The sequence below is a fragment of the Citrobacter telavivensis genome (assembly GCF_041807075.1).
GTDB lineage: Bacteria > Pseudomonadota > Gammaproteobacteria > Enterobacterales > Enterobacteriaceae > Citrobacter_A > Citrobacter_A telavivensis.
On sequence record NZ_JBGUBF010000004.1, the window covers coordinates 58,250 to 80,511 of the forward strand.

Annotated in this window: 22 protein-coding genes; 15 read left to right on the forward strand and 7 right to left on the reverse strand. The window is 54.5% G+C overall.

Annotated elements, in window-relative coordinates:
* The first annotated feature begins 13 nt into the window (after positions 1-13).
* From ACERJC_RS17455 to ACERJC_RS17470, 4 genes are read left to right on the forward strand one after another with little or no spacing between them, the layout of a single operon-like run.
* Positions 14-1,288 (forward strand): zinc-binding dehydrogenase, encoded by a 1,275-nt coding sequence (locus ACERJC_RS17455; RefSeq protein ID WP_373672154.1) that lies wholly within the window; start codon positions 14-16, stop codon positions 1,286-1,288.
* A complete protein-coding gene (glpX, locus tag ACERJC_RS17460; RefSeq protein ID WP_373672155.1) occupies positions 1,285-2,256 on the forward strand; it encodes a class II fructose-bisphosphatase in 972 nt (323 codons plus the stop codon). Before ACERJC_RS17455 ends, glpX begins: the two co-directional genes overlap by 4 nt.
* Positions 2,257-2,271: 15 nt before the next feature.
* Positions 2,272-2,781: an MltR family transcriptional regulator gene (locus tag ACERJC_RS17465; RefSeq protein ID WP_152405977.1), complete on the forward strand. Its 510-nt coding sequence runs from the start codon at positions 2,272-2,274 to the stop codon at positions 2,779-2,781.
* Positions 2,778-3,488, forward strand: coding sequence for a nucleoside/nucleotide kinase family protein (locus ACERJC_RS17470; RefSeq protein WP_373672156.1), 711 nt, complete (start codon positions 2,778-2,780; stop codon positions 3,486-3,488). The genes ACERJC_RS17465 and ACERJC_RS17470 overlap by 4 nt, the downstream gene beginning before the upstream one ends.
* Here ACERJC_RS17470 and ACERJC_RS17475 read toward each other — a convergent pair.
* Genes ACERJC_RS17475 through ACERJC_RS17495 form a run of 5 tightly spaced genes read right to left on the reverse strand, consistent with a single transcriptional unit; the run spans position 3,445 to position 6,527 of the window.
* Positions 3,445-4,128 carry an ABC transporter ATP-binding protein gene (locus ACERJC_RS17475; RefSeq protein WP_373672157.1) on the reverse strand — a complete coding sequence of 228 codons (684 nt, stop codon included), beginning with the start codon at positions 4,126-4,128 and terminating at the stop codon, positions 3,445-3,447. The two genes, ACERJC_RS17470 and ACERJC_RS17475, sit on opposite strands and share 44 nt — an antisense overlap.
* A complete protein-coding gene (locus ACERJC_RS17480) occupies positions 4,122-4,799 on the reverse strand; it encodes an energy-coupling factor ABC transporter ATP-binding protein (protein WP_373672158.1) in 678 nt (225 codons plus the stop codon). The genes ACERJC_RS17475 and ACERJC_RS17480 overlap by 7 nt, the downstream gene beginning before the upstream one ends.
* Positions 4,787-5,494, reverse strand: coding sequence for an energy-coupling factor transporter transmembrane component T family protein (locus tag ACERJC_RS17485; protein WP_286631554.1), 708 nt, complete (start codon positions 5,492-5,494; stop codon positions 4,787-4,789). The genes ACERJC_RS17480 and ACERJC_RS17485 overlap by 13 nt, the downstream gene beginning before the upstream one ends.
* On the reverse strand, positions 5,495-6,073 hold the full coding sequence (locus tag ACERJC_RS17490; protein ID WP_152405972.1) for an ECF transporter S component: 579 nt from the start codon (positions 6,071-6,073) through the stop codon (positions 5,495-5,497).
* A 10-nt stretch (positions 6,074-6,083) separates the two neighbouring features.
* The gene (locus tag ACERJC_RS17495) at positions 6,084-6,527 is read right to left on the reverse strand and encodes a PPC domain-containing DNA-binding protein (RefSeq protein WP_286631553.1); all 444 of its coding nucleotides are present in this window, start codon (positions 6,525-6,527) and stop codon (positions 6,084-6,086) included.
* 365 nt (positions 6,528-6,892) lie between these two features.
* Between ACERJC_RS17495 and epd the strand changes: the two genes are divergently transcribed.
* The 3 genes from epd (at position 6,893) to fbaA (ending at position 10,297) form a co-directional block, all read left to right on the forward strand.
* Positions 6,893-7,912, forward strand: coding sequence for an erythrose-4-phosphate dehydrogenase (gene epd, locus ACERJC_RS17500; RefSeq protein WP_286631552.1), 1,020 nt, complete (start codon positions 6,893-6,895; stop codon positions 7,910-7,912).
* A 51-nt stretch (positions 7,913-7,963) separates the two neighbouring features.
* Entirely contained in the window at positions 7,964-9,127 is a 1,164-nt protein-coding gene (gene pgk, locus ACERJC_RS17505) for a phosphoglycerate kinase (protein WP_152405969.1), read from the forward strand.
* Positions 9,128-9,217: 90 nt separating this feature from the next.
* Positions 9,218-10,297, forward strand: coding sequence for a class II fructose-bisphosphate aldolase (gene fbaA / locus ACERJC_RS17510; RefSeq protein ID WP_152405968.1), 1,080 nt, complete (start codon positions 9,218-9,220; stop codon positions 10,295-10,297).
* A gap of 127 nt (positions 10,298-10,424) precedes the next feature.
* On the opposite strand, the gene ACERJC_RS17515 is transcribed toward fbaA, so the two are convergent.
* Entirely contained in the window at positions 10,425-11,330 is a 906-nt protein-coding gene (locus ACERJC_RS17515) for a carbamate kinase (RefSeq protein ID WP_152405967.1), read from the reverse strand.
* A 335-nt stretch (positions 11,331-11,665) separates the two neighbouring features.
* Between ACERJC_RS17515 and ACERJC_RS17520 the strand changes: the two genes are divergently transcribed.
* From ACERJC_RS17520 to ACERJC_RS17555, 8 genes are all read left to right on the forward strand, one after another.
* Entirely contained in the window at positions 11,666-12,889 is a 1,224-nt protein-coding gene (locus ACERJC_RS17520; RefSeq protein WP_152405966.1) for an MFS transporter, read from the forward strand.
* Between the two features lie 12 nt (positions 12,890-12,901).
* Positions 12,902-14,563 carry an acyl-CoA synthetase FdrA gene (locus ACERJC_RS17525; protein WP_373672159.1) on the forward strand — a complete coding sequence of 554 codons (1,662 nt, stop codon included), beginning with the start codon at positions 12,902-12,904 and terminating at the stop codon, positions 14,561-14,563.
* A 15-nt stretch (positions 14,564-14,578) separates the two neighbouring features.
* The gene (locus tag ACERJC_RS17530) at positions 14,579-15,841 is read left to right on the forward strand and encodes a YlbE family protein (RefSeq protein WP_178823602.1); all 1,263 of its coding nucleotides are present in this window, start codon (positions 14,579-14,581) and stop codon (positions 15,839-15,841) included.
* Between the two features lie 100 nt (positions 15,842-15,941).
* Positions 15,942-16,769, forward strand: a complete 828-nt coding sequence (locus tag ACERJC_RS17535) for an oxamate carbamoyltransferase subunit AllH family protein (protein ID WP_373672160.1) — start codon at positions 15,942-15,944, stop codon at positions 16,767-16,769.
* Positions 16,726-17,664, forward strand: a complete 939-nt coding sequence (allS, locus tag ACERJC_RS17540; RefSeq protein WP_152405962.1) for an HTH-type transcriptional activator AllS — start codon at positions 16,726-16,728, stop codon at positions 17,662-17,664. Before ACERJC_RS17535 ends, allS begins: the two co-directional genes overlap by 44 nt.
* A gap of 122 nt (positions 17,665-17,786) precedes the next feature.
* Positions 17,787-18,647: a small-conductance mechanosensitive channel MscS gene (locus ACERJC_RS17545; RefSeq protein ID WP_286631547.1), complete on the forward strand. Its 861-nt coding sequence runs from the start codon at positions 17,787-17,789 to the stop codon at positions 18,645-18,647.
* 144 nt (positions 18,648-18,791) lie between these two features.
* A complete protein-coding gene (gene argO, locus ACERJC_RS17550; protein ID WP_152405960.1) occupies positions 18,792-19,427 on the forward strand; it encodes an arginine exporter ArgO in 636 nt (211 codons plus the stop codon).
* Positions 19,428-19,519: 92 nt separating this feature from the next.
* Positions 19,520-20,263, forward strand: a complete 744-nt coding sequence (locus ACERJC_RS17555) for an oxidative stress defense protein (protein WP_286631546.1) — start codon at positions 19,520-19,522, stop codon at positions 20,261-20,263.
* Positions 20,264-20,451: 188 nt separating this feature from the next.
* Here the strand turns inward: ACERJC_RS17555 and ettA are convergent, their stop codons facing one another.
* Positions 20,452-22,119, reverse strand: a complete 1,668-nt coding sequence (gene ettA, locus ACERJC_RS17560) for an energy-dependent translational throttle protein EttA (protein ID WP_152405958.1) — start codon at positions 22,117-22,119, stop codon at positions 20,452-20,454.
* Between the last annotated feature and the right edge of the window lie 143 nt (positions 22,120-22,262).

The window sequence follows — 22,262 nt, forward strand, 5'->3', positions numbered from 1 at the left end:
TCCTGGAGTAAATATGAAAACGAAAGTTGCTGCAATATATGGCAAACAGGATGTCCGTATCCGTGAGTTTGAATTACCTGAAATTACGGAAAATGAACTGTTAGTCAGCGTGATTTCTGACAGCGTATGTTTATCCACCTGGAAGGCCGCGACATTAGGCAGTGAACATAAGCGAGTTCCTGATGACCTGGAAAATCACCCGGTGATTACCGGTCATGAATGTGCCGGAATCATTGTCGATGTCGGAAAAAAACTGACCGGGAAATATAAGAAAGGGCAGCGCTTTGTTTTACAACCCGCAATGGGATTGCCGAGCGGTTATTCTGCGGGATACAGCTACGAATATTTCGGTGGTAATGCCACGTATATGATTATTCCTGAGGTCGCGGTAAATCTGGGTTGCGTATTGCCGTACCACGGTTCTTATTTTGCGGCCGCGTCGCTGGCGGAACCGATGTGCTGCATTATTGGTGCCTATAAGGCGAATTATCATACAACGCCTTATGTTTATGAGCATCGAATGGGAATTAAGCCCGGCGGCAATATTGCTCTTTTAGCCTGCGCCGGGCCAATGGGGATTGGGGCGATTGATTATGCCATTAACGGTGGGCTCAAACCGTCGCGCGTGGTGGTCGTGGATATCGATGAAACGCGTCTGGAGCAGGCTAAAAAACTGCTCCCGGTCGAACGGGCCGCGAGCAAGGGAATTGAACTCATCTATGTGAATTCGTCGGCTATGGCTGACCCTGCGACACAACTGCGTGAATTAACGGGCGGAGTCGGGTTTGATGACGTTTTTGTCTATGCCGCCGTGCCGGCCGTCGTGGAGATGGCTGACGATATTCTGGCAGAAGACGGTTGCCTGAACTTCTTCGCCGGTCCGACGGAGAGTCGCTTTAAAGTGCCCTTTAATTTTTACAACGTGCATTACAACAGTACACATGTGGTCGGAACCTCCGGCGGTTCTACTGATGATATGAAAGAGGTGATTGCACTGAGCGCAACGGGCCAGCTTCAGCCGTCGTTTATGGTGACCCATATTGGCGGTCTCGATGCGGTGCCAGATACCGTGCTGAACTTACCGGATATTCCGGGCGGCAAGAAGCTTATCTATAACGGTGTGACGATGCCGCTGACGGCCATTGCTGATTTCGCCGAGAAAGGCAAAACCGATCTGTTGTTCCGGGAACTGGCGCGGTTAGTGGCACAGACGCACGGTATCTGGAACGAGAAGGCGGAAAGATACCTGCTGGCGCAGTTTGGCGTGGATATCGGGGAGGCGGCATGAAGTCTCTGGCATGGCCGCTATTTCGCATCACGGAGCAGGCAGCGCTGGCTGCCTGGCCGCAAACCGGCTGTGGTGATAAGAACAAAATCGATGGCCTGGCGGTTAGCGCGATGCGCTCGGCCCTGAATGATATTGCCATTCGCGGGCGCATTGTCATTGGCGAGGGCGAGATCGATAACGCCCCCATGTTGTGGATTGGCGAAGAGGTCGGCAGCGGCAGCGGACCGGAGGTTGATATCGCCGTCGATCCCATTGAAGGTACCCGAATGGTCGCGATGGGACAGAGCAATGCGCTGGCGGTCATGGCGTTTGCGCCGCGGGGAAGTTTGTTACATGCCCCTGATATGTACATGAAAAAACTGGTTGTTAACCGACAGGCGAAAGGGGTGATTAATCTGGCATGGCCACTGGCGGACAATCTGCGTCATGTGGCGAAAGCGCTGGGCAAACCCCTGGAGCGACTGCGCATGGCTACGCTTGATAAACCGCGACTTCAGCCAGCGATTGCCGACGCCACGCAGTTGGGGGTGAAAGTCTTTGCCCTGCCTGATGGCGATGTGGCGGCCAGCGTTCTGGCCTGTCTGCAGGATAATCCCTATGACCTGATGTATACCATTGGCGGTGCGCCAGAAGGCGTGATTTCTGCCTGCGCGGTGAAAGCGTTGGGGGGCGATATGCAGGCCGAGCTGATCGATTTTTGTGAAGCGAAAGGCGACAGCGCAGCGCATCGTCTGATTGCCGCCCAGGAGCGCCAGCGATGCGCGGAAATGGGCGTCGAGGTCAATCGGGTCTATACGCTTGATGAGCTGGTGGCGGGAAACAACGTCCTCTTTAGCGCGACCGGAGTGACCGGCGGCGATCTTGTGAATGGGATCCAGCAGGTCGCGAAAGGGGTGCGCACGCAAACTTTACTGATCGGTGGCGCGGATCGAACGTGTAATATAATAGACTCTCTGCATTCATGGTGATTTATCGAGAAACGAATGACGACGCTGACAGAAGACGATGTGCTGGAGCAACTGGATGCTCAACATGACTTACTTTCGTTTATGACGACGGCACATAACATTTTGCTACAGGGCATTAAGCGCTTTCTGCCGTCGCTATTTGTCGATAACGATGAAGAGATTGTGGAATATGCCGTAAAGCCGTTACTTGCCCAGAGTGGGCCGCTTGATGATATTGACGTTGCGCTACGCCTGATTTACGCGCTGGGAAAAATGGACAAATGGCTTTATGCCGACATTACGCATTTTTCTCAGTTTTATCAGTATGTCAGCGAACGGGATGAGAGCCCGCAATTTGCCGATGATATCACCTGGGATTTTATCAGCAACGTCAACAGTATCACCCGAAATACGACCTTATATAGCGCGCTGGAGTCGATGAAATTTGCCGACTTTGCGGCGTGGTCTGAGGTGCGTTTTACCGGAATGGTCAAGACGGCAATGACGCTGGCGGTGACGACAATTTTGAAGGAATTAACACCGTGAAAATCGGACTGATGGTCAACGGGTTGCGGGTTGAAGCCCATTATCATGATGATGAAATAGAGAACGTTCATAAACCGTTATTACGACGACTGGCAAACGTCCATTCCATGAATGCCAGACAACGCACGATTGTTTTTCTGAGTGCGCCGCCTGGTACCGGGAAATCCACACTGACCACGTTCTGGGAATCTCTCTCTCGTCAGGATCCCTCTCTGCCGGAGATCCAGACGCTGCCGATGGATGGTTTTCATCATTACAACGACTGGCTGAATGCCTACAACCTGCGTGCTTACAAAGGGGCGCCAGAGACGTTTGACGTTGATAAACTGGCGCAGAATCTGCGCCAGATTAGAGAAGGCGAAGGGACCTGGCCACAGTATGACCGGCAAAAGCACGATCCGGTCGAAGACGCGATTGTGGTGAGCGCGCCGATTGTCATTGTGGAAGGCAACTGGCTGCTACGGGATGACGAAAGATGGCGGGCGCTGGCGGCGTTCTGCGATTTTTCTCTGTTCATTCGCGCGCCAGCGGAAGCCCTGCATGCACGGCTGGTGGGGCGTAAACTGGCTGGAGGATTATCGCCAGCCGATGCCGAAGCGTTTTATCTGCGTACGGATGGGCCGAATGTTCATCGGGTACTGGAGAACAGTCGGTCAGCCGATCTTACTCTGGAGATGACGGCGTCAGGAGCGTATCGGATTGCGTGAGCGTTTTATGATGAAGTCGAACAACCCGCGAGAAATGACGTTGGATAAAAGCAGCGTCATGGCTTATGGCGACAACGCAGGTTCCTCGTTCGCGGCAGACGGCAAGCCAGTTTTCAAACACGGCTTGCCAGTGGTGGTCGAAATCCCGGCTGGGTTCATCAAGTAGCAAAACGGTCGGAGCCATCGCTTCCAGACTGGCGACGGCAACCATGCGTCGTTGCGCGGTATGGAGATCCAGCGGATGCGCGTCGGCAACGTCCTGTAGATGGCACAGCCGTAACGCGGCCTGAGTGCGGCGGTTAACGTCGTCGGCTGGCAATTGCTGTAGCGTTAAACCAAAAGCCACTTCATCGGCAACGTGACTGTGAAAGATCTGATTTTCCGCTTCCTGAAACAGGACCCCAAAGTGTCGGGCGCGCTGACGGTTTTTGAGCTGCGCAAGGGGCGTTTGCTGAAAGATGACCTCGCCGGAACAGGGGGAAAGCAATCCGGCCATAATTCGCAGGAGTGTGGATTTCCCGGCGCCATTATCGCCCGTTAACGCCAGCCATTCCCCTTCTCTGAGTTCCAGCGAAATGTCACGCAAGCAGTCATCGGTTGCATTCGGCCAGCGATAAGTCATCTGATTTAACGTCAGCATAATGGTATTAGCGCTCCGTCACGCAGTTGCCATGCCCGTTGGCAGCGAGTAAGAAAGGGAAAATGATGACGTTCGAAAAGCACGATAAGAGAATGTTGCGCCAGCGCCCATTGTTGCAACCGCGCCAGTAGCATATCGGTGGCCTGCAATGTCAGGCGGCTGAACGCTTCATCCAGTATGAGTAATGTCGGCATCATCGCGAGCGCGCTGGCAATCACTACGCGCTGAGTTTCTCCACCGGAGAGCGTCCCGGGATGGCGATGGCGCAGCGGCTCACACGCTGTCAGGGCCAGCGCATCATCAATCCGGCGCATAATCTCCGCCTCGTCCAGACAGAGATTTTCCGGGCCAAAAGCAACTTCTTCTTCAACGCTGAAAGTACAACCTGAAAGCTGCAGATAAGGCGATTGTTGCACCAACTGGATGGTGGAAGCCTGCTCCACCAGCGGCAATTTACCGACAGGATTACCCAGTAGCGTTCCTTTGCCCTGAATTTCGCCAGGCAGGAAGTCCGGATACCAGCCGGCCATAAGCTGTGCCAGCGTGCTTTTCCCGCTGCCGTTATCTCCTAATATTGCCACCATTCCGGGCGCTGAATGGTGGAACGTAAAGCATGACGGTGGGCGCGTGGCATGGACAGGAAGATAGCGAAACTGTTCTAGCGTAACCATATCCAGACTCCTGTTTCTGCCAGTATCAATACCAACATGCCGTAACGTGCCAGGCGCTGGAAGGTGCTGTCTTTCGGCGCCCACAGCGTCGTTCGCGTGCGATGCAGGCGAAATCCCCGCATATCCAGCGCCGCGCCGCGTACGGCCAAATCGTTGAGTGCATTATGAGTGAGGGGAACGATCAGGGCAGGCATTGCGCGTAAGCGCTGATGCCACGCTTCATCCAGCGGGACGCCGCGAGCCCGCTGCGCCTCATAAATAATCGCCAGTTGCCGTTTGAGTTGTTCAACGACCAGCAACGGACCGGCGAGCAGATAAGCGATGCCCGGAGGCAGACGTGATGCGAACAGCGCCCGAATAACGCGTTGAACCGGCACGTACTGCATCCAGAGTTGAGACGTCGAAACAATGGCCATAATGCGCAGCCACAGCGTAACGGCGTCTGCCCAGCGCTGCGGATCCCGGGGACGACCGCTGATCCACTCCGTCAGCCAGCCACCATGTACCAGCCACAGTCCCACCCCCAAAGAGCACATTAGCCAGGCCACGTATTTTGCCCGTCGCCGTGTCGACTTCCACACCAACAGACTGAGAAAGGTGGCTGCGCTGTATACCGGCAGAACGGTCTGCGCGGGAAGAAGCAAGGTGGAGCAGGCAGCCAGCGCCCACAATGTCAACGAGGTGAACGGGTGCATTTAACGCACGGCTGACATTGTTGGGAAGTGGCGTGTTGTACGTAACGGCAGCTGGCGCAAAAGGGTCCAGACGATAATAGCGGTCAGAATTTTATCGACTAAATTTGCGCCCAGAACGGTAATCGCTACAGACTCCACCAGATTCTGACCAACAGAGTGCATCCAGGCGACAAATAAATCGGCACCGCTGCCGGTTACGCCACCAAAGAGTGTGGTGCGTATTGGCACCGCGACCAGCGTGACGGCCAGGGTAATGACCACGCCGCTGACGACCACTTTTGGCAACGTGCGAAACCAACCGGCCCGCGCCAGCCACCCGGCGACGAGGCCGATGACCATCGCCACAGGCGCAAAGGCCGCGGCGATCGGGTCGGTTAACAGCCCCCAAAGTAAATTAGTCAGCAGGCCAGTCAACATGCCGATGACCGGGCCAAGCAGAACGGCGCTGATCAACGTGCCAATAGAGTCGAGAAAAATGGGGAGTTTAAGCATGCTAATAAGCTGACCGCCAACCATATTAATCGCGATGGCAATGACAATGAGCACTAAAGACTGGCTGGAAAACGGGCGACGCGCCATAAGTAACCTCTTATTGAGTCGTTAAAACACGGGGTGAGATATGCAGTTCGTCATAACCGGAAAGGGGGCATGGTTGACGGCTAAACGCCAGTCCTGTGAGTTCGCCAATCACCAGTTCAAGCGTTGTACGCACGGTACAACCTGGCATCATGTGCCCTCCAAGCATCGCGCCTTGCGGATCCGAGACGCTCAGATGCAGATGCTCGCCGGTCAACTCCAGCGTGCCATTCAGCGCAATGACCTCCCATGTTCCCGTCAGCCATGTGGTTGCTTCTTGTCCGGCATAGCGCAGAGCGACATTCGTCAGGCTGCCAGTGCACCCGGCGATCCAGCCAGCGCGCAGCGAGTGTTGCTGAATAAATTCATGAAGTTGGGAAAAGATTTCCTGGCCGGGTTGCAGGCGAAGGGCGTAAAAACGCGCTTCTGATGAAGGGGGAATCGGTGTGGTCATCATTTGCGGGTCTCCGAGACTCGGACGTAACGCCGATCATATAGACGCTGACGAATGTGCTCTCTGATATAAATCAGGATTTTCGACACGGCAACGAAAAGATCTTGCTACGCTTATTCGCGATTCTGGAATAAATTCCGCGACAGTGAGTCCTGAAATGTGATGTAGGTCAGATAACTGTCTTCTTCGACTGGACAATCATTCCTTTTATTCCCCGTTTCGCTTATTCTAGCTGAAGCGTTTCAGTCGATTAAATGTTCGACAAATAATCAATCAGTCGCAGTTTGCGACAGGTAAGGTTTCCCTGAACGATGCGCTGGATTACTCTGTCAGCCACATCTGATTCGGGATAGCCTTGCAGGAGATCTATGACCGTACGCGTAGCGATTAATGGCTTCGGTCGCATCGGACGTAATGTGGTTCGTGCTTTATATGAATCCGGACGTCGGGCGGAAATCACCGTGGTGGCAATCAATGAACTGGCGGATGCCTCTGGCATGGCGCATTTGTTGAAATATGACACCAGCCATGGGCGTTTTGCATGGGACGTTCGCCAGGAACGCGAGCAGCTCATGGTGGGCGACGACGCGATTCGCATTCTGCATGAGTCCTCGCTTGAGGCGCTGCCCTGGCGCGAACTGGGCGTTGATATCGTGCTGGACTGTACGGGCGTCTACGGAAACCGTGAACACGGCGAGGCGCATATCGCCGCAGGCGCGAAGAAAGTGCTCTTTTCACATCCTGGCAGTAACGATCTCGACGCCACCGTGGTATTTGGCGTCAATCAGGATCAACTCCGCGCGGAACACCGCATCGTCTCCAATGCTTCCTGCACCACGAATTGTATTATTCCCATTATCAAATTATTGGATGATGCCTATGGCATCGAATCCGGTACGGTGACGACTATTCACTCCGCGATGCACGATCAGCAGGTTATTGATGCATACCATCCTGACCTGCGCCGTACGCGCGCGGCGAGTCAGTCGATCATTCCGGTGGATACCAAACTGGCGGCTGGCATCACGCGTATTTTCCCGCAGTTTAACGATCGTTTCGAAGCGATAGCGGTGCGGGTACCGACGATAAACGTCACGGCAATCGACTTAAGCGTGACGGTGATGAAGCCAGTAAAAGCTAATGAAGTCAACCAGTTGCTGCAAAAAGCGGCACAAGGTGCATTTCATGATATAGTTGACTATACGGAATTACCGTTGGTCTCAGTCGATTTTAATCATGACCCGCATAGCGCCATTGTTGATGGTACGCAAACGCGGGTCAGTGGCGCGCACCTTATTAAGACACTGGTCTGGTGTGACAATGAATGGGGCTTCGCTAACAGAATGCTCGACACCACGTTAGCGATGGCTGCAAAAGGTTTCAGGTAGGGCGCGAAGGCGCCTGCAAAACTTTATCAAGAATCAACGAGAGGATTCACCATGTCTGTAATCAAGATGACCGATTTGGATCTTGCTGGTAAACGTGTTTTTATCCGTGCGGATCTGAACGTACCAGTTAAAGAAGGGAAAGTGACCAGCGATGCGCGTATCCGTGCTTCTCTGCCGACCATTGAACTGGCCCTGAAACAGGGTGCTAAAGTCATGGTAACTTCCCACCTGGGTCGTCCTACCGAAGGCGAGTACAACGAAGAATTCTCTCTGCTGCCGGTTGTTAATTACCTGAAAGACAAACTGTCTAATCCGGTTCGCCTGGTAAAAGATTACCTCGACGGCGTTGAAGTGGCTGCCGGTGAACTGGTGGTTCTGGAAAACGTTCGCTTTAACAAAGGCGAGAAGAAAGACGACGAAGCGCTGTCCAAAAAATACGCCGCGCTGTGCGACGTGTTCGTGATGGACGCCTTTGGTACGGCTCACCGTGCGCAGGCTTCCACTCACGGTATCGGCAAATTTGCTGACGTCGCGTGTGCCGGTCCGCTGCTGGCAGCCGAACTTGACGCGCTGGGTAAAGCGCTGAAAGAGCCGGCTCGTCCGATGGTTGCTATCGTGGGTGGTTCTAAAGTATCTACCAAGCTGACCGTTCTGGACTCCCTGTCTAAAATCGCTGACCAGCTGATCGTTGGCGGCGGCATCGCGAACACCTTCGTTGCCGCTCAGGGCCACAATGTGGGCAAATCCCTGTACGAAGCCGATCTGGTTGATGAAGCCAAACGTCTGCTGACCACTTGCGATATCCCGGTTCCGACTGACGTTCGCGTCGCGACCGAGTTCTCTGAAAGCGCTGCAGCCACGCTGAAATCCGTCAACGACGTAAAAGAAGACGAGCAGATCCTGGATATCGGCGACGCTTCTGCACACCAACTTGCTGAAATTCTGAAGAATGCAAAAACCATTCTGTGGAACGGTCCGGTTGGCGTGTTTGAATTCCCGAACTTCCGTAAAGGGACTGAAATCGTGGCTAACGCGATTGCAGACAGCGACGCATTCTCTATCGCAGGCGGCGGCGACACTCTGGCTGCTATCGACCTGTTCGGTATTGCTGACAAAATCTCCTACATCTCCACTGGCGGCGGCGCATTCCTCGAATTCGTGGAAGGTAAAGTTCTGCCTGCAGTAGCGATGCTCGAAGAGCGCGCTAAGAAGTAAGACATTCATGGGCAGGGAAACCTGCCCAATTTTCAGCGCGCTTTAGTAGCACGCACCCCTTTCCAAGGCCGAAGATACAGGACTCGTAACATGTCTAAAATTTTTGATTTCGTAAAACCTGGCGTTATCACCGGTGATGACGTACAGAAAGTTTTCCAGGTAGCAAAAGAAAACAACTTCGCTCTGCCAGCCGTTAACTGCGTGGGTACCGACTCTATCAACGCCGTTCTGGAAACCGCTGCAAAAGTTAAAGCACCGGTCATCGTACAGTTCTCCAACGGTGGCGCTGCGTTCATCGCGGGTAAAGGCGTGAAAACTGACGTTCCTCAGGGTGCGGCAATCCTGGGCGCTATCTCTGGTGCGCACCACGTACATCAGATGGCTGAGCACTACGGTGTTCCGGTTATCCTGCACACTGACCACTGCGCGAAGAAACTGCTGCCGTGGATCGACGGTCTGCTGGACGCGGGTGAAAAACACTTCGCGGCAACCGGTAAACCACTGTTCTCTTCTCACATGATCGACCTGTCTGAAGAGTCACTGGAAGAGAACATTGAAATCTGCTCCAAATACCTGGCGCGCATGTCCAAAATGGGCATGACCCTGGAAATCGAACTGGGTTGCACCGGTGGTGAAGAAGATGGTGTGGATAACAGCCACATGGACGCTTCTGCTCTGTACACCCAGCCGGAAGACGTTGATTACGCGTACACCGAGCTGAGCAAAATCAGCCCGCGTTTCACCATCGCGGCTTCCTTCGGTAACGTACACGGCGTTTACAAGCCGGGTAACGTGGTTCTGACCCCGACCATCCTGCGCGACTCTCAGGACTATGTTTCTAAGAAACACAACCTGCCGCACAACAGCCTGAACTTCGTCTTCCACGGTGGTTCAGGTTCTACCGCTCAGGAAATCAAAGACTCCGTAAGCTACGGCGTAGTGAAAATGAACATTGATACCGATACCCAATGGGCGACCTGGGAAGGTGTTCTGAACTACTACAAAGCGAACGAAGCGTATCTGCAGGGTCAGTTGGGCAACCCGAAAGGTGAAGATCAGCCGAACAAGAAATACTACGATCCGCGCGTATGGCTGCGTGCTGGTCAGGCAACGATGATCACCCGTCTGGAACAGGCTTTCAAAGAACTGAATGCGATCGACGTTCTGTAATGTAGTCAGCTGATTGTAAAAATGGCTTCCTTCGGGAAGCCTTTTTTTTGCTTTGTTGCCGGAGGATGTTGTAGGCCGGATAAGACGCTTGAGCGTCGCCATCCGGCAATGACAAACGGCAGGGCGTTTACTGTGTCACGCAGGTGCCTTTCTCGCCCATTAATATCTGCGGCGCATCTCTCAGGGCGCCAATAAACGCCGAGCTTCCGGTTTGCTTAACAAACTGGATAACTGCCGCCGCCTTTGGACCCATCGCACCGTCTGGTGCAGCAAACGGCGCCAGCTCTTCTGTCGTGACATGTCGCAATGCGCGCGCCTGCGGCGTTCCCCAGTGTTCATAAACGGCATCGGCATCGGTCAGGATCAGCAGGTGATCGGCGTTGATGGCATTGGCCAGCACTGCCGCTGTCAGATCTTTATCGATCACCGCTTCGGTTCCCTGGTAGCCGTCGCCCTGAGCCACCACCGGAACACCGCCGCCACCACAGCAAATCACCGTATGTCCCGCTTCCATCAACATCTGGATGGCATCGCTGTCGAGGATAGCTTGCGGGATCGGTGAGGGAACGACCCGACGGATGTACTGCCCGTCAGCCTTCATTGTCCAGCCATAACGTTGTTCCAGTTCAGCCTGCTGATCGGGTTGATACACCGGCCCGATGTACTTGCCCGGTGCGCAAAATGCCTCATCCTGTGGATCCACTTCCACACGTGTCATCAGGGTTGTCACCGGCGCGGCCCCTGCGTTTTGTGTCAGCGCCTGGGCGATAGCGACGCCAATCATTCCCTGGCTTTCGGCCACCAGAATATCCAGCGGCCAGGCGGGCGCTTCCGTGTATGCTGCGTTCTGTAACGCCAGCAATCCCACCTGAGGCCCATTGCCATGCACAATCACCAGTTGGTAATCGCGGGCCAGCATTGTCACCATTTGTGCAAAAACCTGAATGCTGCGCTGTTGGTTTTCCGCGCTCAATACTTCTCCGCGCTGTAATAACGCATTACCGCCCAGCGCAATGACCAGTTTCTTTTTCATTATGACCTCAATGTGCAAAATATCTCGTGGTCAAAATAACGTTCCTGGCTTTTTATAATGTGACTTATTCGACAGCTTATTGACTGATAAAAATAACGCGTTAATTCGGATTGTTTTTAATTACTTTGTTTAAAATATTTAAAAAATGATTGTTAGACTTTTTTTAATAATGCTGCGGTCAGTTCCCAGGAATTTATAACAATGGATTTTGTGTGACTTTGCTCAAACGAAATGACCTCACGGCCCGATATGGTGGGTATAGTTAAAACATCAAGCCTCATCAATCGTCAGATAACCTGAGGTGTTCAACGGTAAATATTACCGGGAGATTACTTATGTCTGAATCATGTGAAGTGACTGAGGTCACGAAGAAAAAAGGAATACCGGCCTGGTGGGTTACCATTTTCCTGTTCTGGTTGGGATGGATTTTTATGTATGCCGACCGGACGGTATTGAACCCGGTGATGGGCGAACTGGAGAAAGAGTTTGGCTTAAGTGGAACACAATTAGGCATTCTTAATTCTGTATTTTATTTTTCTTATGCGTTATTACAGGTTCCGGCCGGAATACTGGGTGACAAAATCGGTAAGAAAAAAGTGCTGGTGCCAGGGTTTATTCTCTTTGGCGTTTTCACCGCAGTGACCGGTTGGGCAAAAAGCTGGTACACGTTGCTGTTTGCCCGCGTGGTAACCGGTGCGGGAGAAGGGACCTATTACGGTCCTCAGTACGGCCTTTCTTCTGAGCAAATCCCTAAAAAGTATCGCTCGCTGGGCAGTGCAATTATCAATAGCGGCATGGCTTTTGGTATCGCGCTGGGGCTGATGACCTCAAGCTGGCTGGTGTACGATCAGGGGCATTCATGGCGGATGCCGTTCTACGTGATGGCGATCCCTTCGGTGCTGGTGGGGGTAGCGATCTGGCTGTTTGTGAAAGAAAAGAAACGCACCGTAGATACCGATGGTCAGCCGTTAAAAAAAGGGAAATTCAGCGATCTCCTGAAAAACCGCAACCTCGTTCTGACCTATATTATGGTGTTCTGTAGCCTGTTTGGTTTCTTCGTTATTCTGACCTGGCTTCCCTATTATCTGCAAAATGAGCGCGGTATTGCCGGTAGCGAAACCGGGTTTATCTCTTCGCTGGTGGCCTGGATTTCAATACCCGGCGCGCTGTTATTCTCCAGCCTGTCTGACAAATTAGGTAAGCGTAAACCGTTAATTATGTTCCTCGTGCCGGTGGCGATCCTCAGCATGCTGTCCATTGTCTGGATGCCAAATATGACCGGCGTGATTGTCGCCCTGTGTGTTTACGGCCTTGTCGGCAAACTGGCGTTAGATCCCGTGCTGGTTGCACTGGTTGCCGATAGCGTCGATGAAAATAATTACAGCACCGCGTTTGGCTTATTTAATTTTATCGGCATGAGTTCCTCCATTCTTGCTCCGATTATTGCCGGTGCGGCGCGCGATATAACGGGCAGCCTGGCATCCAGTTTTTATGTGTCAGCCATTCTGTTAGTTGTCGGATTGGTTGCCATGCTGTTTTTGAAAGAAAAACGTACATAAGAGGTAGCGGTAATGATTTACGCCTTTATTAAAAAGGGAAGCTTTCAGGACTCCGTCAGCCTGATGATCATTTCCCGTAAATTAAGTGAGCGACCGGAAGTCGACCAGGTTTCCGTCATGATGGGAACGCCTGCGAATAAAGCGATGCTGGATTCCACAGGCTTCTGGCATGCCGATTTTGCCGAGGCCACGCCGAACGATATTTGTGTGGCGGTACGAACGCATGACGAGCAACCCGAGATTCTCGAATTAATTCGCGAACAGCTGGAAAAAGAGTTGAGTGCGTTTGCCAGCGCCTCGGGCAGTTCACAGCAACTGCTGAAGGCGCGTCGCTGGGAGAGCGCCTGCCAAAAACTACCGCAGGCCAATTTGCTGCTGGTTTCGGTTGCCGGGGAGTATGCAGCCTCCGTGGCTAAAGAGGGGTTGTTGGCGGGTAAGAACGTGATGATGTTCTCCGATAACGTACCGCTGGCGCAGGAAGTGGCGCTGAAAACGCTGGCGCGCGAAAAGGGGCTTATCGTGATGGGGCCGGACTGCGGGACGGCGATGATTGCCGGTAGCCCACTGGCATTCGCTAACGTGTTACCAGAAGGTGGAATTGGCGTGATAGGGGCGTCCGGGACTGGTATTCAGGAGATCACTTCGCAGATTGCACTGCACCAACAGGGGATCAGCCATGCCATCGGTTTGGGTGGGCGCGATCTGAGCGCGGAAGTGGGGGGGATCAGTGCGCTAACGGCGCTGGAGATGCTGGCTGCCGATGATGCGACTCGAGTGATTGCGTTTGTCTCCAAACCGCCGTCGCCGCAGGTCAGAACGCGCATTATCAACGCGATGCAGAACGTCGGTAAACCGGTGGTAGCGCTCTTTCTCGGCAATAAACCGGAACAGCGTCGTGAGGGGAACGTCTGGCTGGCGGATTCGCTCTCGGATGCCGCCCAACTGGCCGTCTTACTGATGCGCGTGGCGCAGCAGCGCCTGATTCAACCCGAGGTGGCTGGAAAAGGTATTTACGGTCTGTACGCCGGCGGCACCCTCGCGGCAGAAGCGGCGATGCTGCTCTCATCCGGGCTTGGCGTTCCGGTTAGCGAAAGCCACGATGCTGGCGTCATGCTCGACGCGCAAGGCCACCGCATTGTCGATCTGGGGGATGACAGCTACACGCTGGGCCGACCGCACCCGATGATTGACCCAACCACCCGCAGCATTGAAATCGAAAAGCTGGCCGCAATGCCGGACGTCGGCGTGCTGTTGCTGGATGTGGTGCTGGGCTATGGCGCCTGCGCCGACCCGGCTGGCGCGGTTGTAGAGGCGGTCGAAAAGGTTCGTGCGGCGCGGAGCGCGCCGCTGGTAACCATTGCCACCATGACCGGAACCGATGCTGACCCGCAGGGGCGCAGCGGACAAATTGACATCCTGCGCGAAGCGGGCATCGCCGTGGTGGAAACCCTGGAGGAGGCCGTGTTGCTCGCCATCAGCCTGACACATCATCAGGACGCCCGCCCATCAGCCGAACCTGGCACTTTGCTGGATGGCGTACAGGTGATCAATGCTGGATTACGCAGCTTCGCGCTGGATCTGCAAAGCAGCGGCACGCCGGTTGTGCATTATCAGTGGGCGCCGATTGCCGGTGGCAATGCGCGTCTCGCCAGTTTACTCAAGCAGTTACATTAATTCAGAGGTACCGATATGTATTCATCAATTGCACAGGCCAACGACGCCATTATTGAACGCATTAAAGCCGCGCGCCCGCACTGGGTTGCCGTCCGTCCTGCGAAAGAGGCGGTGGTGGAATTGTCCTCAGGACGTAAGTTACTGCACGCCGGTCCGCCGATTGCCTGGGAAGAGATGACGGGGCCAATGCGCGGCGCGTGTATCGGCGCATCGCTGTTCGAAGGCTGGGCCGCCAGTGAGGAAGAAGCGGTGGCGCTGTTGAGTCGGGGTGAAGTGGAATTTATTCCCTGTCATCACGTTGGCGCCGTCGGCCCGATGGGCGGAATCACCTCTGCGAACATGCCAGTGCTGGTGGTGCGAGACGTAGTGCACGGCAATCAGTCCTGTTGCAACCTGAACGAAGGGATCGGTAAGGTCATGCGCTTCGGGGCCTACGGTGAAGATGTGCAGACACGTCTGCGCTGGATGCGCGATACGCTGGCGCCGGTGTTGCAGGAGGCGTTATCGCGTATGGAGAACGGCGTTGATTTGACGGCAATGATGGCCCAGGCGATTACGATGGGTGACGAATTCCATCAGCGTAATATCGCGGCCTCGTCGCTGCTGCTGCGTGCACTGTCCCCTGTGATTGCGGGTCTGGACCGGCCGAAAGCTGAAATCATTGAGGTGCTGCAATTCCTGAGCGTGACCGATCAGTTCTTCCTGAATCTGGCGATGGCCTACAGCAAAGCGGTGATGGATGCGGCGGCAGTGATTAAAGCCGGTTCGGTGGTGACAGCAATGACGCGCAACGGCCGTGAGTTCGGGATTCGTGTCAGCGGCACCGGCGACCGATGGTTTACTGCACCCGTGAATACGCCGCAGGGCCTGTTCTTTACCGGCTACAGCCAGGCTGACGCCAACCCGGATATCGGTGACAGCGCCATTACCGAGACGCTGGGCATCGGCGGCGCGGCAATGATTGCCGCCCCCGGCGTGACGCGTTTCGTTGGCGCGGGCGGTATGGGCGCCGCGCTGGAAACCTCCGAAGAGATGGCGGAAATCTACCTCGCTAACAACCCGCTGTTCCAGATCCCGTCCTGGGATTTCAAAGGCGCGTGTCTGGGGCTGGATATCCGCCGCGTTGTGGAAACGGGGATTACGCCGCTTATCAACACCGGTATCGCTCACCGCGAAGCAGGGATTGGGCAGGTTGGCGCGGGTACTGTTCGCGCACCGCTGCTCTGCTTTGAAAAAGCGCTGGAAGCGCTGGCGGAAGAGCATCACATCACGGCGTAACAGCAATGCCCGGTGGCGCTAACGCTTACCGGGCCTACGAATCTGTGTCAATCGTGGGCCGGATACGCTGAAGCCGCGATCCGGCATTTCGGAGCAACCTATGCTCATACTCAATGCTCTGGCCTGCGCCGGGCTTTATCGACTTCCTGATGGTGAATGGACGCTGCACAGTCGCTTCTCGCAGGCGATCAATTTCAGTCATGCAAACGGTGAGTTACTGACGTTATACCGCTACGGTAAAGGCATGGGACCAACCGGTATGCTGTTGAGTCATACGCAGTTTTCCCGCCTGACTGCGGTTTCGCACCTGTACAAAACCGGGAATCTGCTGAGCGGGCAGGGAGTGACCCTTCGCTCTCAGCGCCAGCTCAGACTGCAACTCAATCCTGCTGATAGCGCCCCTGTCGGGCTCTCCCGTTGTGGGCAACAAAGTGGCCTGTGTGGGGCATTGAATCAACCCCTTAATGGCATACCATTTTATTCAGAAATCATGGCTGCTCTTGCATGCTGGCATCACGGAGGGGAACCGGACTGGCGCTGGCTTATCGGGCGAGGCCCAGGACTCACGCCCAGCGGTGATGATATGCTGACAGGAATGCTGGCGGTCTTTATTGCTGCAGGGATACCGGTTCACCTTTTTTTACCCTCGATTGATCAACTGGCATTGCTGACAACGTCGGTAAGCTGTAGCTATCTTAATAGCGCCAGGCTGGGCGAATTTTCGACGCCCGTGTTGGGCGTCATGCGCAGTTTACAAACCGGACGTAATACAGACCGTGCGCTTGGCCGTCTGCTTGCGGTAGGACATACTTCCGGCGCTGACACGGTATTGGGTATCGCGTTGGCGCAACACTGGTTACAGATGGCTGACTCAAGGGGAATGCATGCTCGATCAGGAAACAATACGCACATTTATTCGGGTGGCTGAGACCGAGAGTTTTTCCCGTGCCGCCAGCTCGCTGCATAAAACGCCCGCGGCGATAAGTTATCGGATTAAAACGCTGGAAGAACAGGTGGGGACGCAGCTTTTTTTACGTACTACGCGCTCCGTCAGCCTGACCCTGGCCGGTCAGCATCTGCTCGAACATTGCCGCCAGTGGCTCAACTGGCTGGACGCCATGCCGGATGAGTTACAGCAGATCAATGCGGGCGTTGAGCGTCAGGTCAATATCGTCATCAATAATTTGCTGTATCAGCCGCAGACGACCGCTGATTTACTGACGTGGCTGCATCAACAATTTCCCTTCACCCGCTTTCAAATCTCCCGCCAGGTTTATATGGGCGTGTGGGATTCGCTGTTGTATGACGACTATCAGCTGGCGATTGGCGTGACCGGTTCCGAATCACTGTCAAACAACATTTCGTTGCTGCCGCTGGGGGATATTAGCTGGCAGTTTGTGGTGGCGCAGAATCATCCGCTGGCCAGCCATCCGGCAACGGTGTTATCGGACGACATGCTACGTCGCTACCCCGCGATTAATATTGAAGATACTTCGCGCACGCTCACCCGCCGTGTGGCCTGGCTGCTGAGTGGACAAAAGGAGATTAAGGTTCCGGATCTCAGCACCAAGCTGGCCTGTCACTTAAGCGGCCTGGGCGTGGGTTTTTTACCGGAACGTCTGTGCCGTCCTTACGTTGAGTCGGGCGCACTGGTGGCTCGTTCGGTAGTGAATCCTCGCCAGCCGTCACCGCTCTCTATCGCCTGGAAGAATGCCGGCAGTGGAAAAGTGGTCAGCGAAATTGCCGACATTTTTAAACAAAAAAATGCGCTGGTAGGAGGATTTTTGCGGATGGTGGATCGTCCCGCAGAACAGAAAAAATAGCGTCATCCGGAATTGGAACGTAACGAAAATGGCTTATTCACCCATTATTGTTTACCTTTAACGGGGTGTTTTCGTGAGATTGATCTCATTTGCTCTGATTTGTTATGACCAAGGAACATGTAATGGAAGATTTGAATGTTGTCGACAGCATCAACGGTGCGGGGACCTGGCTGGTCCGCAACCAGGAATTGCTGTTGAGCTATGCCGTCAACATCGTGGCGGCAGTTGCCATTGTTATTGTCGGGATGATTGTGGCGCGTCTGGTGTCGAATACGGTTAACCGTCTGATGGTGGCGCGTCATATTGATGCCACCGTGGCTGACTTTCTCTCCGCGCTGGTGCGTTACGGGATTATTGCCTTCACGCTGATTGCCGCGCTGGGTCGGGTGGGCGTGCAAACGGCATCTGTCATCGCTGTTCTCGGTGCCGCCGGTTTAGCGGTCGGTCTGGCGTTGCAGGGGTCGTTGTCTAACCTGGCTGCCGGGGTTCTGCTGGTCATGTTCCGTCCGTTCCGTGCCGGTGAGTATGTTGATCTGGGCGGTGTCGCCGGGACGGTGCTGAATGTGCAGATTTTCTCCACTACCATGCGTACCGTGGACGGTAAAATTGTCGTGATCCCAAACGGTAAAATCATTGCCGGCAATATCATCAACTTTTCCCGCGAGCCGGTACGCCGTAATGAATTTACTATCAGCGTCGCCTACGACTCTGACATCGATAAGGTGAAACAGATCCTCACCGGGATTATCGAGTCGGAAGACCGCATTCTCAAAGATCGCGAAATGACGGTACGTCTGAATGAACTGGGCGCGTCATCGCTCAACTTCGTGGTGCGTGTCTGGAGCAACAGTGGCGATCTGCAAAACGTGTACTGGGACGTGCTGGAACGGATTAAGCGTGAGTTTGATGCCGCAGGTATTCGCTTCCCGTATCCGCAGATGGACATCAATTTTAAACGCGTGAAAGAAGGCGCGGCAGAGTAATGGTGTGCCGGATGAGCATCGCGCCATCCGGCAAAATTCCTTTAGCATTAATTTCTCTAATCTGCGATTAATATTATCTATTTCCGCTAATAATCATCCCGCGTTATAGTCTGCGCTATAGAGACAACGTTCAGGATGATTACCGTGATATCGTATTATTTTCAAGGTCTTGCACTCGGCGCAGCCATGATACTTCCGCTCGGCCCACAGAATGCTTTTGTGATGAATCAGGGGATACGCCGCCAGTATCACATCATGATTGCGCTGCTGTGCGCCGTCAGCGATCTGCTGCTGATTTGCGCCGGAATTTTTGGTGGCAGCGCATTACTGATGCAATCTCCCTGGCTGCTGGCGCTGGTCACATGGGGCGGTGTGGCATTTTTGCTGTGGTACGGCTTTGGTGCGTTAAAGACGGCGATGAGCAGCAATCTGGAACTGGCCAGCGCGGAAGTGATGAAGCAGGGGCGCTGGAAGATTATCGCCACGATGCTGGCAGTGACATGGCTGAATCCACACGTCTATCTCGATACCTTCGTGGTGCTGGGCAGTCTGGGCGGACAACTGGACGTGGAGCCGAAACGCTGGTTCGCGCTTGGCACCGTCAGCGCCTCTTTCCTGTGGTTCTTCGGTCTGGCGCTGTTGGCGGCGTGGCTCGCGCCGCGACTGCGCACCGCAAAAGCGCAGCGGATCATCAATTCGCTGGTCGGTCTGGTGATGTGGTTTATTGCGTTTCAACTGGCAAAAGAAGGCGTTGCGCATGTTCACGCCTTGTTCAACTAAGCGTTGTCTGATGGACAACACACTATTTCACGCTAAGCTTGCCTGCATGCGCCCTGAAATTTGGGCAACTCACGTAACATGGAGGAGCGACAGTGAAGTTCAAAGTGATGGCCCTGGCGGCATTAGTGGGATTCAGTGCAATGTCGGTACAGGCAGGCGAATTGCCTGATGGACCGCACATCGTGACTTCCGGGACGGCAAGCGTGGATGCTGCACCTGATATTGCCACTCTGGCAATTGAGGTTAATGTGGCGGCGAAAGACGCGGCGACGGCGAAGAAACAGGCAGATGAGCGCGTTGCGCAATATCTTTCCTTCCTTGAGCAAAATCAGGTCGCGAAAAAAGACATCAGCTCGGCGAACCTGCGCACGCAGCCGGATTACGACTACCAGAACGGGAAAAGCATTCTGAAAGGCTATCGGGCGGTGCGCACTGTCGAAGTGACGCTGCGTCAGCTCGATAAACTCAACCCGCTGCTGGACGGCGCGTTGAAGGCGGGGCTGAACGAAATTCGTTCCGTGTCGTTAGGCGTGGCACAACCGGATGCTTACAAAGACAAAGCGCGTAAAGCGGCGATTGATGATGCGATACATCAGGCGCAAGAACTGGCGGCAGGCTTTAACAGCAAGCTGGGGCCGGTTTACAGCGTGCGTTATCATGTCTCGAACTATCAGCCAAGTCCGGTGGTGCGGATGATGAAAGCGGATGCGGCACCGGTATCTGCTCAGGAAACCTACGAGCAGGCAGCGATTCAGTTTGATGATCAGGTCGATGTGGTGTTCCAACTGGAACCTGCGGCGGGCCAGCAACCGGCAACGGCTGCTAAAGCGCAATAATCGAAAATGCCGGATGGCGCTGTGCTTATCCGGCCTACAAATACTGGAACCTGCGGCGGGCCAGCAACCGGCAACGGCTAAAGCGCAATAATCGAAAATGCCGGATGGCGCTGCGCTTATCCGGCCTACAGATACGCGTCCTGTAGGCCGGATAAGGCGTTTTCGCCGCCATCCGGTATGACTAACAATTACTTCGCAATACGTTTGTACTTGATACGCTTTGGCTCGAGCGCGTCTGCGCCCAGCGTGCGTTTCTTATACTCTTCGTATTCGGTGAAGTTACCTTCGAAGAACTCCACTTTGCCTTCATCCTGGTAGTCCAGAATGTGGGTGGCGATACGGTCGAGGAACCAACGGTCGTGCGAGATAACCATCGCGCAACCCGGGAACTCCAGCAGGGCGTTTTCCAGCGCGCGCAGGGTTTCGATATCCAGGTCGTTGGTCGGTTCATCGAGCAGCAGCATGTTGCCGCCAACCTGTAACAGTTTCGCCAGGTGCAGACGACCACGCTCGCCGCCGGACAGTTCGCCCACGCGTTTCCCCTGATCAACACCCTTAAAGTTAAAGCGGCCAACGTAGGCGCGGCTTGGCATCTCGGTGTTGCCGATCTTCATGATATCCAGCCCGCCGGACACTTCTTCCCACACGGTTTTGCTGTTATCCATGGCGTCACGGAACTGGTCAACAGAGGCCAGCTTGACGGTTTCACCCAGCGTGATAGTGCCGCTGTCAGGCTGTTCCTGACCGGACATCATGCGGAACAGCGTCGATTTACCCGCACCGTTCGGACCGATGATACCGACAATCGCGCCTTTCGGTACGGAGAAGCTCAGATCGTCAATCAGCAGGCGGTCACCGTAGGATTTACGCAGATGGCTGACTTCAACGACTTTATCGCCCAGACGCGGTCCAGGTGGAATAAACAGTTCGTTGGTTTCGTTACGCTTCTGGTATTCGGTGCTGTTCAGTTCTTCAAAGCGTGCCAGACGGGCTTTACCCTTAGACTGACGGCCTTTCGCGCCCTGACGTACCCACTCCAGCTCTTTCTCGATAGATTTACGACGCGCCGCTTCCTGAGACGCTTCCTGCGCCAGACGCTGATCTTTCTGCTCCAGCCACGAGGAGTAGTTGCCTTCCCACGGAATCCCTTCGCCGCGGTCAAGTTCGAGGATCCAGCCTGCGACGTTGTCGAGGAAGTAACGGTCGTGGGTAATCGCCACCACGGTCCCTTCGAAGTCGTGCAGGAAGCGTTCCAGCCAGGCCACGGATTCCGCATCCAGGTGGTTGGTGGGTTCGTCGAGCAGCAGCATGTCTGGTTTTTCTAACAGCAGACGGCACAGTGCGACACGGCGACGTTCACCCCCGGAGAGGGTCGCGATTTTGGCGTCCCAGTCCGGCAGACGCAGGGCGTCGGCAGCGCGCTCCAGTTGCACGTTCAGGTTATGACCGTCGTGCGCCTGAATGATCTCTTCAAACTTGCCCTGTTGCGCGGCCAGTTTATCGAAGTCGGCATCCGGCTCGGCGTACTTCGCGTAAACTTCATCCAGACCTTTCAGCGCATTAACCACTTCCGCCACCGCTTCTTCGACAGATTCGCGAACGGTGTGCTCAGGATTGAGCTTGGGTTCCTGTGGCAGGTAACCAATTTTGATGCCTGGCTGCGGGCGGGCTTCGCCTTCGATATCGGTATCAATGCCCGCCATGATGCGCAGCAGGGTGGACTTACCGGCACCGTTAAGGCCCAGTACGCCGATTTTTGCGCCTGGGAAGAAGCTCAGAGAGATGTTTTTAAGAATATGACGTTTCGGCGGAACGACTTTGCCGACACGATGCATGGTATAAACGAATTGGGCCACGTTGGACTCGCCTCTGTATTTATCGTGATGAATATACCCGTCATACTTCAAGTTGCATGCGCGTTGGCTGCACACGTTCACCCCAGTCACTTACTTATGTAAGCTCCTGGGGGATTAATGAGAGACATCCTGTCTCTCACCGA